Below are 14956 nucleotides of genomic sequence, written 5' to 3' on the forward strand. Positions count from 1 at the left end.
GGGCTGAACCGACACGATCTCGAATCCAGCCCTTGAGCGTATTACACGCGAATCGAAAACGAGATGCCCTGCGCACGAGCCTCACGAACCTCATGTTGTGTCAACACGCGAACCACGCTCTCGAGACTTCCACCTTCGCCTGAGCCTCGCACAAGGTGACATTCGACCTGTATGCCCTCCAACGTCGTGCAAGCCTGGAGCACGCGATCACAATAGGCTCCATCTTCGTAGTGAAACGTCTCGCCGTCATCCTCGTAGCATCGGCCTAAGGCTCGACCATTTGCATCCAGACAAATCTCCCAACCTAGCTGTGTCTCGCCAGCACGCTCCATGAGGTTGACGGGAATAGCACTCCCGGCTCGGACGTACAGAGGGAGGCGATCGAGAGGTGCATGAACGACGACGTATTGGCACCCTTGGTATCGCTCGCGGGTTTCATAGTCCACCCATTCCCCCTCAGGCAAGTACACCAATCGATGAGTCATACCTGGCTTGAGAATGGGAGCCACGAGGAGATCGGAACCAACCAAGAATTGGTCATCGATATGGTGCGTATTTGGATCGTCGGGATACTCCAGAACCAAAGGCCGCATCATGGGTAGACCGGTCTCATGAGCCTCCCGCGCGAGGGTGTAGAAATACGGCAGAAAGCGATAGCGAAGCTGAATGGCACGTCGAATGATTTCCTCGAACACAGGGCCGAATGCCCAGGGTTCCTGCCGATGCGTTCCCATGGCACTGTGATTTCGGAAGAACGGAAAGAATGCGCCCATTTGCGTCCATCGTGCAAGCAATTCACCTGAGGCATGATGGGCGAAACCACCCACATCCGGGCCTCCGAAGGGAACCCCGGACATGCCCATATTGAGAACCATTGGAATAGCCATCGCCATATGCTCCCAAAAACTTCGGTTGTCCCCCGTCCACACAGCCGCATACCGCTGAATTCCGCTGTAGCCAGCGCGGGTTAACACAAAGGGTCGCTTCCCAGAAAGCTGGGCTTTCAGCCCGTTGTAGGTGGCTTCGGCCATCCAAAATCCGTAGAGATTATGGACCTCTCCGTGCGTGTACAATCGCCCGTCGCCTCGGTGGACCACGTTCACGTCCATGGTCTTCGTCTCGTTGAACACAGCCGGCTCGTTCATGTCATTCCATATTCCCTCAATTCCCATCTGGGTGTACACCCGATGCCACGTGCCCCACCACGCCCTCACTTCTTCTGAAGCGAAATCGGGGAAAGCACTCACCCCAGGCCATACCTCACCGAAATACACTTGACCTTCAGCTGTTTTGCAAAAGCGATTTTGGGTCAGTCCCTCCATGTACACAGGATATTCGGGATCCTGCTTCACTCCAGGGTCGACGATGGGCACCACGTGCACTCCAAGCTTTCGCAGTTTATCGGTCATGTCCGCGGGATTTGGGAAACGTGTCTCATGAAACGTGAAGACCCGATACCCATCCATGTAATGAATATCTAAGTGCAGAGCGTCGAGCGGGATGTCATGCTCAACAAACGTCTGCGCGATGGATAGGACCTCGCTCTGAGATTCGTACGAATATCTCGACTGGTGATAGCCAAGCGCCCACTTGGGGGGCATGGGCATTCGCCCAGTGAGCTTTGTGTAACGTCGAATGACATCTTTGAGCGAAGCCCCGAAGATGAAATAAACGTCCAATCCGCCTCGTTCTGTCGATATTTCCACGTCAGGATATCTGCTCCTGAAGTCAACGCGGGATCGCCCTGGATTATCCACGAAGATGCCAATAGCCGTTTGGTCTTGCAGTCGCAAAAAGAACGGGATCGACAGATAGAGAGACTCCATCTCTGGTACGTGAGGTGCGTACACGTCCGAATTCCACATGGTGTACGCCTCGTGCCGCTTGTCAAGGGGACCCGGCTTTTCGCCAAGTCCATAGAACCGGGCATTCTCGAGCGAAGTAAACGTCAATGCGCCGCCTTTTTTGCGCTTGTACCACGTGATGGCCTCGACGGCTGTCCCAAAGCCGGGATGGCGTATAGTCCATGTTCCATCGTCCTGGTTGATTTGAATCTGCCACCCAGTAACACATTCCAGTTGCACGCGTCGCTCTTCCTGAACGAGCCGCCAGGAGTGCCGCTGCGACATCTGTTCCACAATGGCAGGCGTGCTCGTCGGCCACTCCCCCCCAGGAGACCTGCAGTAGGCTACGCGTAGCACGGCGTCATCGAGTGCGGCGACACCGACCATGACTCCAGCGTCATACTGAACCGCCGCCCAGCCATCGTGATCCACATCAAACCGGCTGGGTCGCCCGAGAAAAGCCCAGTCATCTGGCGGCGATATCAGCGTATCCGGGCGGATCGCCTCACTGGTTGTGAAATCCGTCTGCTCGTGAATCATGCCCACACCCCTCAGTTGAATCGCATTCCCATATCAGGATCTTCCGTTCCTCGCCCGATGTCCGAGATGGCACATCCCACGCGAATCGTGGGGAGTCCACTTCCGTGCCGAAGTCTCGACGTTTGCAAACAGCAATATGAAGATGCGGACCTGTGCCGTTTAGCCGTACATAATGCAGCACGCCAGAGTTCGCATCGCGAATCTCCATTGTATCTCCTGCAAGCGCAGGATGGGTTCGCTTGAGCCATGCGAGTTGCCGCACGGCTTCGCGAAGGTCGTTATTCCAAAAGTTCTCATTCCAGATCATGCCCCGACGGCAATCCGGATCGGTTCCACCTTCCATGCCGATCTCGTCCCCATAATACACCATGGGAATTCCGGGTAGCGTGAAAAGCATTGCAAACGCCAACACAACAGAGGGAACATGACCGCGTGCGCGCGTAAGCGCGCGTTCAGTATCATGACTGCCCAACAGATTCCACATCGCGCGCCATGCCGGACGCGGATACTGCAAGTAGAGGCGTACCCACTTATGAGCAAACTCGACCTCATCGATCGCTTCGTCCACGGCATAGCGCAAGACCAGATCTCGAAGTGGATAGTTCATGACTCCATCGAACGCATCGCCGGTTAGCCAAGGCAGGCCGTCATGCCATATTTCCCCTATCAATAAGATGTCGGGTTTCAAGGCGCGCAGTTCTGCCCGCAAAAGTGGCCAAAAGTGGGGATCGATTTCGTTGGCGACGTCAAAACGCCATCCGTCGATATCGCACTCGAGAACATAGTGTTTGGCCACAGCCAGAAGATATTCTTGGACGGCAGGTTCTGCTAAGTTCAGTTTTGGCATATGCCTCAGCCGCGTTGCGAATGTCTCGTAATTGACAGATTCCACATCCACATGATCTCCATCCACGAAGAACCAAGACCAATAAGAAGACGCCCTGCCGCGTTGAATGACGTCTTGAAAAGGGGAAAATCGGAACCCCGAATGATTGAACACCGCGTCCAAAACGACGCGAATTCCGAGACGATGAGCTTCTTGAACCAGCGATCGAAGGTCGTCCAACGTTCCAAACGAAGGATCGATGTTGAAATAGTCCTGCGTGTCGTATTTGTGGTTCGATGGCGCCTGAAAAATCGGCGTGAGATACAAGAGGTTCACGCCGAGATCGCGCAAATAGGGAAGCTTATCTGTGATGCCTCGAAGATTACCTCCAAATACACTTTCAGTGGTTGGATGCGCCTCCCACGGAACCGACGGGCAGATCAACAGCCGACCGCCCACAGAAAAACGATCTGGAAATACTTCGTAAGCAACGGTATTTCCAGCCCATTCCGGTACGGTGAGTACTTGAGACGGATGAATGTAAGGATATTGATACGGTTGAACAGCATCCAGCGTAGTTGCGAGTCCTCCTTCTCCCAGGTACACTACCTGCCCGGATGAGGACACCGCCTCAAACGCGTACTTCAGCCGCCGAGTTGGCACCTCCACTTCGCACGTAAAGTAGTCAAATGCACCGTCCGATCCATAATGTTTGGCGTCCTTACAACTCCGGAAATCGAGTTCGTATCGATCCCCGTAGTGTACCTGCAATCGCGCGACGGGAGTGCACCGTGCGATGCGCAAAACAATCACAAGGGTTGAGGTACTGAGGGGATAAACGTCTGCCCCCCATCGATGCTGCCACACAAGCTCCATGCTCACGCCTCCGGCTCCGCTATGCATCACGTCGTCAGAGTGCCGATAGGTTTCGCACCACAGGAATACCGAATCACCAATTCATGGTTTACGATCACATGCCGTTGAAGGGGTTTGCCCTGGTCAATCTCCTCAAGCAAGAGCCCCGCAGACCGGACTCCGAGCTCATGCATGTGGACTCGTACGCTTGTCAGAGCCGGATGAGCGAGTTCCGCTAAGCGAATGTCGTTAAAACCGACAATGGCGAGATCACGAGGGACCTCAAAGCCCAGCTCATGAGCCGCTCGCATGCCTCCAAAGGCCAACACGTCGTCTGCGCACAGCACCGCCGTGGGTCTATCGGAGATTGCAAGCAAACGCATCATGCCAAGGTAGCCACCCTGTTCGAGAAAAAAGCTCGAGACCTCCAAGCGAGGATCGGGTTCTACGCCGTAATCCACCAGAGCGTTTCGATAGCCGGCCACGCGGTCCATCGTAACGACGAGGTCGGATGCCCCACCCAAAAACCCGATTCGGCGATGCCCGAGGTTGAGCAAATGGAGTGTCGCATCGTACGCCGCCCGTTGATTGTCGTTATTGACCCAACTGACATGCGCAGGATCAGCAGGACGGCCGAGAAGAACAGCGGGACAGCGTAATTTAGATATCTCTTTAAGAACAGGATCTCCTCTCCGCGTGCCAATGAGGAGGACCCCGTCCACCCGCCTACCCCGTATCATGTGATCCAGCATTTCGATTTCGCCTCTGGCAGAGGTGGAGAGCACTGTGTCAACTCCGCGCTGCCGAGCGACCTCAGCCACACCCGCCATCCACTCCGCAAAGAAGGGATTTACAAAAAACTCTTCTGCAGATGGCGGAATAAGTATCCCGATGGCGCCAGTCGAATTTGTCACCAGACCGCGGGCAAATGCATTGGGATGGTAATTGAGTTGTTCAAGCGCGGCTCGAACCCTCCGCTTGGTCTCCTCCGAGATGCGCGGCGAGTTGGCCAGCACCCGTGACACGGTGGACGGTGACACATTGGCAAGGCGCGCAACGTCTTTAATCGTGGCCACGGCGTACCCTCCTTAACAGCCAGCATCATCCCTTCACCGAGCCTGCCACCAACCCTTTCGTCAGATATCGTTGCGCGAGGGCAAATACGATGGCAAGCGGCACGGCCGACAAGAGCGCAGCTGCAGCGAATTCTCCCCAATTCTTTGCAAATTGTCCGCTGATCAAATTGTACATCCCGACACCCAACGTGTAATTCCACGGCGACTGGAGAATGGTCCCCGCAAACATATACTCGCTAAAAATGCCGACAAGCGTAAGAAAGAAAATCACAACCATCATCGGCGTGGATAAGGGCAACGTCACATGAACGAACCTTTGCCAGGTTGTCGCACCATCGATCACGGCTGCTTCGTCCAATTCCCGAGGAACCGAATCCATGTACCCCTTCAAAAGCCAGATGTTGAATGCGCTCGTTCCAAGCATAACAAGAATGTAAGAGCCCAGCATGTCTATCATGTTCAACTTCGCGAGTGCAGTGTAGAATGCTGCAATAGCTAAAATATTTGGGAACATCTGTAACAGCAACAAGGTCATCAGTCCGTACTTGCGCCCGTAAAATCGGAGCTTTGAAAAGGCGAAGGCGGACATCGCCGTGATGAAGGACTGAGCCACCGCAACCACGACACCAACCAGCACGCTGTTGCGAACCCACGTCCAAAACTGGCCTCCTTGAAACAGGACCTTGTAGTTCGCCAAGGAAGCATTAGACGGAAACAACGAGAAGGAGATATACGAGTTGGACGGATTGAATGAGGCGATGACAACAAACCACATGGGAAGCAGCACGACAACAATGACGCACCAGATGACAATGCGCGACGCCCACAGAGCGATCCGCTCTCCGGGCTGCATGGACTTACGACTGCGTCTGCGAAGCGCGGTCCGGCGCCGAGAATTAGATGCGATGAAACGCTCGTTTACCATGGCCATCACGCATCAACCTCCTTGAATGCCCCGGTATAACGCATCTGTACCCAGCTAATGAGTGCCACGAGGATAAACAAAAGGACAGAGATTGTCGCTCCTAAGTCATATCGGTTGAACGTGAGCGTCATTTTGTAGGCCGCTGTCGCCAAGATGTCTGTCTGCCCGAGGAACGGATTGTTCGAATTCGGCGGCCCACCGCCGGTCAGCAGGTACGAAGCATTGAAATTATTGAAGTTGTAAGAGAAAGATGGTATTAAGAGTGGTAATGAGATCCGCCAGACCGAAGGCATGGTCACATAACGAAATACTTGCCACCAGTTGGCTCCGTCAATCTCCGCGGCCTCATATTGATCCGTTGGGATTGATTGCAGCGCTCCTAAACATACGGTCATCATGTAGGGGAAACCGGCCCACACATTTACCATGATGACAGCGATTCGGGCCCATAGCGCGCTCGTGAGCCAGGGAATACGCGGGAGGCCAAACAACCCGTGCAGGAGAGCATTGATTTGCCCGTATTGGTCATTCAACAAGCCCTGCCATGCGAGCATGGAAATGAGGTTCGGAACCGCCCAAGGCACAATCAGCAAGGTACGATACAACGTGCGTTCCTTCATATGTTTGTTGTTGAGAAGGACGGCGAGGATGAGTCCGACGAGATATGACAGAGCGGTAGTACACAGGGCGTACACCAATGTCCAGATAAAAGTCGGCATAAACAGGTTTGACAAAGGGTCGTGCGGATTCAGGAGTTCCTCGTAGTTCTTCAATCCGACAAATTGATAAGACAGAAAATGCATTTGGTTAAAATCGGTTAAGGAGATGTAGATTGTATAAAAAATAGGGAGAATGCTCAGAACACAAATGGTTACAAGCGCTGGAGAAAGGTACCCATAGGCAATCCAATCCACGCGCCGCTTAACTTGGTCTCGGCCGTGAGACCTTCTCATCTCCATGACGGTGGCCATACCCCTACCTCCTAGTAAGGAAAGGAGCCAGCAGTCGGCCGGCTCCTATATGCATCCGCAATGACGTCAGGAACCTTGAGCCACGATGCCTTTTTGAATATTTTGCACAAAATCCTTCGCACCCTGCTCTGGTGACACCTTGCCCGCAATGATATTCTGCAGGATGCTCATTGCTTGCCACACAGCCTGCATTTGCGGAATGTTGGGCATCGGTACCGCGTAGCGCAACTGTTCGACGAACGCTTTAAAGGTTGGGCTCGACTGGATGGCGCTTGACCTCTGCACAGACAACAGTGCCGGAATTTGTTGCGAATCTCGGAAGTACATTTGCTGTGCGCTTGCACTCGTCAAGGCTTGGACGAGGCTCCAGTCAGCAGCCTGCGTCTTGGACTCCTTGTTCACAAATGCCGTGATAACGCCCAAAAACGGCGTGGCATGCCGTCCATTTGGCAACGCAGGCCAAGGCGTGACACCAAAATCAATTTTTGCTTTTTCAATATCTGCGGTGTCCCACGGGCCACTCACGTACATACCAATCTTGCCCGCCAAGAACTCAGCTTTCGCGATGGAGCCATTCGTGCTTGGAGTCATCCAATGATACTTGGAGACCATGTCCCGCATGAGGGTGTAGGCCTGAACGGCTCCCGGTGTATCAAGGCCGATATTGTTCGGATCGAGCGTCCCGTTGTTATCTTTGAACACATAGCCGCCGTATCCGCCTATGATTGCATAATCGAAGTAAAGATTTGCTTGGTCATACATGAAGCCATGTGCATTTGCGTCTTTCGTGAACTCAGCCCATGTCTGCGGCGGCTGCGGCACAAGCTTTTTGTTGTAGTAGACTGCTGCAACCTGAACGGACACTGGTACGGAGTACATCGTGCCGTTGACCTTGACGGCATCAAGCGTGTTGGGTGCATATAGACTCGTGTTGATCACGCCCGACGGAACCGGCGCCATCAGTCCTTCTTCTGCAAAAACGCCATTGTTGTCGTGCGGCATTCCAAACACGACATCAGGCCCCTTGCCTGTACGAGCCGCCGTGGCGTAAAACTGGAATCCTTTCGGATTAGAGCTTTGGTCGACAACTACGACCTTGTCGCCATGTTCCTTTGCCCACTGTGCTGCAATTTGCTTCACGTCTTGCAATTCCGGCCCGGTCTGCCACGACCAAACCGTAATGGTCTGCCCTTTAGGCAGAACGCTTGCTTCCCCGCTGGCGTTCGACGAACTTGTCGAAGGAGACGCGTTCTGCTCATTGTTCGACGTTCCACAACCGACTATCGCACCGCCTGCTAACACCAGTGCGGCTAGACCTGTCGACACGATTCCCCTTCTCTTCACTGACACAACCCCCTCTAGACATCGTGCGCAAACGTTTGCACGATCAGTATAACGCTTTCATCATCTCGCGATCAAGATGCTATCTTGAAAAAATTTCGCTAGCTCGCCGTCTACGCGTCATTTGTTTGACAACAATAAGGTCAATGGGTTCGATACAGCTTGCCCATCTTCATTTTGCGCAGCCACGCGGTAGGTCACCGTCGAGAAACCTGCAGGTACGAGCACTGTCACGCGAATTGTCGCGTGAGGCGAGGTGACCGGACCTTGCGCAGGCACGTCATCCATAGCTCCGAGATCGCCACTTGTGGAGACCTTCGTGACCGGAGCGTATGATCCGTCGCTCTGTCTCTGGTAGATGACATACTGTGTCGCGCCTGAAACCGAGGTGAATGAGAGCATCGCACGATCTCCAACCACACGACCACTAATGATCGGCGTACTCAGGCGTACCGCGGGCACATCGACGGGAAGCGATACCGTCTTAGGTGCCGACACCGGAGACTCGGCGTGATCAGACGGCGAAAACAGCGCCTGCACAGCAAACGTTTGCGCATATGCATCTCGTTCCACCGTGACACTTAAGTCCGTGGCAGGAAGCATAGATCCAAAGGGCACCCATTGTCCATCCGGATTCTGTCTCCAAACGCGATAACCGATGGCACCTTGCACAGGCGTCCACACAATCTCGTTCTGAGAATCCTCTTCTTGCAGATAGGCTATCGGCGCGTCGCTCGTCGTCACCAAAATGGCACCTTGATACGGCTGCAGCGTGAGTGTAATGCCGCCGTTCTGCACCTTGTACCACTGGTTGTTCAGTTCGTCGAGCATCGTGGTCCCGTCCGCAACCGTCCCATCCGTCGGAATGGTCACGGTGATAGCTTGGTTTTGATTGTTGATCGCCACAATGGCCGTGGCATCCTCCGCCGACACACCGAAGACGTCTCTGCCATTCCGAATGGTCCTTGCAAATGCGTACACCATGCCCTGTGCGTACAACGGCGTGAAATCCCCCGTCTGAAGCACAGGATTGGCGTTTCGAATGGCACCGAGCTTGCGGTAGTGGTTCAGGAGATTGAGATTCTGATTATCCCACGGATAGGTCCGACGATTGAGGGGATCGGTATAACCAGTGAGCCCTGCCTCGTCGCCGTAGAAGATCGTCGGATCGCCCGGGAAGCTGAATTGAAAGTCCGATACAAGCTTCAGCCTCTTGATCCCCAACTGTTCATCCGCAGGAGACGGCCTGTACTCATCCTGTTGGAGCGCAGATAGATCGCTGGGCTGCGGCGCGTTCTCCAGGATGGTCAGGATCCGCATCGTGTCCTGCGAATCGACAAGGTTCATCATCGCGTAGAACGACTGCAGCGGATATTCGCTGTAGAGCCTCATCAACTCCTGATTAAAACCTTCAGCGTCAACGGCGTGGTGCTGCACGTTTCCATCGTTGTACGTGCCGCGGAAAAAGTCGATCACGGCGTTCCGGAACTGGTAGTTCATCACACTGTCGAAAGTCGATCCGGTTAACCAATCCGTTCCATTGTCGTTCGTCGCATTGTTCCAGATCTCACCGATGATCGCTGCGTTCGGATCGATCGATTTCACCGCGTCGCGAAAACCACTCCACCATGAGGTGTTAAAGTTGCCGTTGTCGGCCGAGTCCAAACGCCATCCGTCCGCCCCTTCGCGGATCCAGACACGCGCAACCGAGTTGGTGCCCCCGTAGACGAATTGCTGATAGGCCGGGTTCGACGTGTCCGTAAGTGGCAGTGTGTCGATCTGAAACCACGAGTTGTATGGGTTCGAAGTGTTCCCTGTCCACTCGTACCACGAGTAGTAGGGCGACAGTGAAGGCTGGTTCTTCGCGTACGCCTGCCACGCACCGTTGGAATTGAAATTCCCGAACTTGTTGAAGTAGACGCTGTCACTTCCGGTATCTTCGAACACCCCATCGAGGATGATGTGAAAACCTTTTGCATGCGCGGCCCTGACGAGATTCAGCCAGTCCTGCTGCGTTCCAAACCCAGGATCTATCTTGAAGTAGTCGGCTGTATCGTATTTGTGATTGGATTCCGCCTCAAAGACGGGCATCAGATACAGCGTATTGACTCCAAGGCTCTTCAGGTAGTCCAGCTTGTCTTCGGCGCCTTGCAAATCGCCTCCGAAAAAGTCAATGTTCCATTGGCCATTGCCTCGCAGACTGGCAATTGTGGGATCAGATGACGGAGGAATATTCGGATCATAGGGCGGCGAGTCCCAGTTCTCGTGGAACTGGATGGGGCCTAATGACTCCGTGCCGTCTGCCCCTACATAAATCCCCTTTTGAGTATTCGGGTTCTCTTCCGTGGCAATATTTCCGTTGTAGAACCGATCCGGCATAATCTCGTAGATGACGGCGTGCTTCAGCCAGTCCGGCGTCTGAAATCCTCGCTCGTATACGCTGATCTGGTAGCTCGGCCCGTCTGGAGACAAACCAACCTGTCCGAGACCCTCAAGCTGAGCTCCATTGTCATCGTAGTAGACCACCTGACCAGTGTCCGTCTCCGTTTTGAACTGGTACCACATCGTCCCGGGCGTGGTCACATCCGCCGCAGGGATGGTCACCGTCCACCACGTGTAGTCGCTGACGTCCTGCACGCCGGTTTGTTGCGCCAACTCGTCTCCCGACATTTGGATTTTCTGCATCGGCAGGTCGATCTCGCCTGACTGGTCCGCTGCCCCCCAGAGGCGAAGCGTAGCACTCTTCACGCTGAGCGGAGCACGCAGGCGAAGCGTGATGGGGGTTCCTGTGGGCACAGCTCCGAAGGGCGATCGATAGAACGCCTGAAACGAATCATGTGAATACGCTTGCATCCAAGCGGGCAGAGGCCCTACTATAAGCTCCGCGCTCCTGTCCAATTCGACATTGACCACCCCATCCGCGTCCTTGGCGACCGTGTCGATCTCGACGCGATACAAGCCGTTTGGAAGGCTCTGTGGGACCGTGAATTGCACACTGTTCCAGCTCGCGTTTGCCCCATTGACTGTGGCGGCGGTTTCGCCCAACGAGTTGACAAACCGTATCACCGTGTGATTGGGTTGATCCTGGCTTCCGGCGAAGTCACCTACAGGGTCGGAGACCGTCACCGTATCACCGGGATTCGCCTGAAGTGTCGAAAGCGTGACTGTCCCCACGGGCAATGGGAAATTGTTGTTGATGTCGTCAGACGTGTGCAGTCCGTCACCCGAGAGACACGCAAAACTGGTGCCATCGTAGATGTCAAAGCGATAATAGATCGTTCCGCCGTTTGAAGCGGGGATCGTGGCAGACCAGAGCTGATACGGTCCAAACGTTCTGCCTGGAGACATCTCGACCTGGAAACCCTTGTTTTGTGCGGTGTCCCAGCAATTCAGGATTACCTTCGTCAGGTTCCCGCTGTACGCTCGAAGGCTGATAGTCACCTCTTGTCCAGGGGAGGGATTCGGGTTTGACACGTACATCGGGTCGTCCGATGTATAGATTCCATCCCACTGAACGGTGTTGGCCGTGGTATAAGGATTGACCTGCAGCCCTTGTCCCGCAGGCGTCGATACCGAAATACCGCCGCTTTTGACCGTCACCGTGTACGTGCCGGCCCCCAGCCCATCATCACCGCCAGGAAGGCGCAGGGTGATGGAATTCGTCCCCGTCAGCGCAGCATCATTTGTTACATCGATCACGCCGTTGGTACTGTTCGATACCTCAACCTTGAAATTTGACGCATCCAAAGTCAGACCGTTCACAGTCAGAACCACGGTGGCCGCATTCCCGGCGCGAAAGCCGTTGCCACTCACAATCTGCACGGCATTCGAGTACGTCTCTGCTGCTGTGCCACCCCCTGAGGCCGGCCCCTCGGCGGACGAGGAATTGGAAGTGTCCATGGAAGTGACCGATAGCGAGCGTTGCGCGCTAACGAATCGAGAGTCTCCCAACGCCACAAACGGAAGCGTTGCAGACATAACGATGGTCGTCGCAAGGCTCGCGGCACCCGTCCACTTCACGCACATCAACCTCCTTGTGCAAACGATTGCACTAATGTGATCGTCCCGGATTATACGCGCAGCGTACCTGAGGTCAAGGGTGCTCTTGCATCGTTCATTGTCCTAATCTCCTTTCTTTTCTCTTGACACCCTTGTTCCCTTCCCCACCCTTCCACTGTTAAAATGTAAGTGACATGTCCCATCGCAGAGGAGGCGACCCACATGCCGCTCGATCCCGTCATTCAGCAGGTGCTCGATCAACTCAACCGCATGCCTGCCCCGGACTACCAACATCTCTCCGCCCAGCAATTTCGCTCCCAACAGTCGATGTTTCCACCCGTCAAAAAGGAGCCCGTCGCCGAGGTCCGAGAGTTTGACATGGACCTTCCCGGCCGCACGCTCAAGGTGCGTATGTACCGTCCAGAGGGCATTGAAGCGCCGTACCCAGCACTCGTGTATTATCACGGCGGCGGTTGGGTCGTCGGAGACCTCGAGACGCACGATCCCGTCTGCCGCGTCCTCGCGAAGGACGGCCGCGCAGTGGTGTTCTCCATCGACTACCGACTGGCGCCCGAACACAAGTTTCCTGCCGCTGTGGAAGACGCTTACGACGCGCTTCAGTGGATTGCGGAGCGCGCGGCGGACTTTCAACTCGATCCGGCCCGCATCGCGGTCGGGGGCGACAGTGCCGGTGGGAACCTGGCCGCTGTCGCGAGCATCCTGGCCAAGGAGCGCGGCGGCCCGGACATCTCGTTCCAGCTACTCATTTACCCGTCCACGGGGTACGATCCGGCCAGTCCTCCCGCATCTATCGAAGCAAATGCGGAAGGCTATCTCCTGACCGGCGGCATGATGCTCTGGTTCCGGGACCAATACCTGAACAGCCTGGAGGAACTCACGCATCCCTGGTTCTCACCCGTCCTCTACCCCGATTTGAGCGGCTTGCCGCCGGCGTACATCGCGACGGCGCAGTACGATCCGCTGCGCGACGTCGGCAACCTCTACGCGGAAGCGCTGCAAAAGGCGGGCGTCAAGGTCGAGATTGAGAACTTTGAAGATCTGATCCACGGATTCGCTCAGTTTTACAGCCTCTCACCCGGCGCGACGAAGGCGCTCGTCCGCATTGCAGAAAAACTTCGAGAGGCGCTGGCGTGATCGAGACGGAGGCAACCGAGAGGAGGCTCTCATGTGGCATGGATGAAGTTCCCGGGCGCGCATCGCGCGCCCCTCATGTTCTATGAGCACGCGCGGATTTTCCCTTCGCGCACAACGCCGTACATCGACCCGTTTCTCCTGCTGGATCACTTCTCCATCCAGCACCCGGATGGCTTCCCGGATCACCCGCACCGGGGCTTTGAGATCATCACGTACGTGCTGAAAGGCGCCGTCGCGCACGCGGACAGCGCGGGCCACCAGAGCGTCATTCCGGAGGGCGGGGCGCAGCACGTGACGGCGGGGCGCGGGATTGTGCACTCCGAAATGCCGGGCACGGACGGGATCGACAGCGGGCTGCAGCTCTGGATCAACATCCCGAGAAGCGACAAGGGCATGGACCCGGGCTACGAGGATATCCCGCCCGACGCCCTGCCCGTGGACGAACCAGCCCAGGGCGTGCGCCGGAAGTGGATTGTGGGCGGTGAATCGCCAGTCAGGACGCATCGGCCCATGACGTACCAGGACGTCGAAATGGCGGCGGGCGCGTCCTACACCCTCGAGGCGCCAGCGCATCATCAGGGCTTCATCTTCGTGCTCGACGGCGGGGGTCACCTTGGCGAGGAAGAAATTCCGATGCAGAAGGGCGATCTCTTCATCTGGCACCGAGCCGACGGCGAGGCATTTGTGCCTACGCCCGTGCGGGCGGAGGAGTCGCTTCGCGTCGTGATGGTGTTCGGCGAGCCTGTGGGAGAGCGTCCCATCTTCAACGGCCCGTTCGTGGACTGAGATCAACCTTTGCCCAAAAAGAATTCCTGCAACAGCTCGAGGTATACGCGCGATCGCGGCACGAAATCCGTCCACCGCGCGGTGCGCGCGTCTTTTTGCAAATGGCCAGGAAGAACGCGATAACCGGTAAGCACAGCTTCGTGCCGGCGGCCGAAGGCGAGATCGAGGAAGTCGCGAACGGAGAGTTCGTAGATGCCCGCGATCTCGTCCACCGCTGGGCGCAGCGCATCGAGCGACAGATCTGGCACGACGGCGACATACAGATGGTTGAATTCGCGGTCCCACACTGACCCGAGCCGCGCCTCGTGCGCCACCACGCCGAGCTTGTGCAGGCTTCCGGGAGCGACGTGAAGCCCAAGCTCCTCCTCGATCTCCCTCACGCCCTCTTCCGGCGATTCGCCGGCCTCGAGGTGCCCCGCGGCGCTCACGTCGAGGCGAAGCGGATTCGTGTCCTTGCGGGCGCCGCGCAGTTGGACGACGAGGCGCCCGTCGGCCCCTCTGTCCGTCACAATCCACGCGTGAAACGTCTGGTGCCACAACCCGCGCTCATGTACCATGGACCTGGGCGCTGTGCCACAGGGAATCATTTCGTGTGTGAAAATATCAAGCCACTCTTCGCGTTCGTCTTTGCCCATTGG

General features: G+C 55.8%; 10 protein-coding genes. 2 read left to right on the forward strand and 8 right to left on the reverse strand.

Going from position 1 to position 14956, the window contains the following annotated elements:
* Positions 1-41: 41 nt before the first annotated feature.
* The 7 genes from AMA01_RS09820 to AMA01_RS09850 form a co-directional block, all read right to left on the reverse strand.
* Positions 42-2384: a glycoside hydrolase family 31 protein gene (locus tag AMA01_RS09820; protein WP_067850467.1), complete on the reverse strand. Its 2343-nt coding sequence runs from the start codon at positions 2382-2384 to the stop codon at positions 42-44.
* Positions 2350-4086: a glycoside hydrolase family 13 protein gene (locus AMA01_RS09825; protein WP_067850469.1), complete on the reverse strand. Its 1737-nt coding sequence runs from the start codon at positions 4084-4086 to the stop codon at positions 2350-2352. The genes AMA01_RS09820 and AMA01_RS09825 overlap by 35 nt, the downstream gene beginning before the upstream one ends.
* A gap of 26 nt (positions 4087-4112) precedes the next feature.
* Positions 4113-5141, reverse strand: a complete 1029-nt coding sequence (locus tag AMA01_RS09830; protein WP_067850470.1) for a LacI family DNA-binding transcriptional regulator — start codon at positions 5139-5141, stop codon at positions 4113-4115.
* A gap of 25 nt (positions 5142-5166) precedes the next feature.
* Positions 5167-6072 carry a sugar ABC transporter permease gene (locus tag AMA01_RS09835; protein ID WP_067850518.1) on the reverse strand — a complete coding sequence of 302 codons (906 nt, stop codon included), beginning with the start codon at positions 6070-6072 and terminating at the stop codon, positions 5167-5169.
* Positions 6072-7037, reverse strand: a complete 966-nt coding sequence (locus AMA01_RS09840; protein WP_082744127.1) for a carbohydrate ABC transporter permease — start codon at positions 7035-7037, stop codon at positions 6072-6074. The genes AMA01_RS09835 and AMA01_RS09840 overlap by 1 nt, the downstream gene beginning before the upstream one ends.
* Positions 7038-7103: 66 nt before the next feature.
* Positions 7104-8381 (reverse strand): extracellular solute-binding protein, encoded by a 1278-nt coding sequence (locus tag AMA01_RS09845; RefSeq protein ID WP_231862905.1) that lies wholly within the window; start codon positions 8379-8381, stop codon positions 7104-7106.
* A 117-nt stretch (positions 8382-8498) separates the two neighbouring features.
* A complete protein-coding gene (locus tag AMA01_RS09850) occupies positions 8499-12398 on the reverse strand; it encodes a glycoside hydrolase family 13 protein (protein ID WP_067850474.1) in 3900 nt (1299 codons plus the stop codon).
* Positions 12399-12599: 201 nt separating this feature from the next.
* Between AMA01_RS09850 and AMA01_RS09855 the strand changes: the two genes are divergently transcribed.
* Together AMA01_RS09855 and AMA01_RS09860 are read left to right on the forward strand one after the other, a co-directional pair.
* Entirely contained in the window at positions 12600-13532 is a 933-nt protein-coding gene (locus tag AMA01_RS09855) for an alpha/beta hydrolase (RefSeq protein WP_067850476.1), read from the forward strand.
* Positions 13533-13574: 42 nt separating this feature from the next.
* Positions 13575-14318 carry a pirin family protein gene (locus AMA01_RS09860; RefSeq protein ID WP_231862906.1) on the forward strand — a complete coding sequence of 248 codons (744 nt, stop codon included), beginning with the start codon at positions 13575-13577 and terminating at the stop codon, positions 14316-14318.
* 2 nt (positions 14319-14320) lie between these two features.
* On the opposite strand, the gene AMA01_RS09865 is transcribed toward AMA01_RS09860, so the two are convergent.
* Entirely contained in the window at positions 14321-14953 is a 633-nt protein-coding gene (locus tag AMA01_RS09865; protein WP_067850480.1) for an NUDIX hydrolase, read from the reverse strand.
* Positions 14954-14956: the final 3 nt, after the last annotated feature.

This window comes from Alicyclobacillus mali NBRC 102425, assembly GCF_001570745.1.
In the GTDB taxonomy this organism is placed as follows: Bacteria; Bacillota; Bacilli; order Alicyclobacillales; family Alicyclobacillaceae; genus Alicyclobacillus; species Alicyclobacillus mali.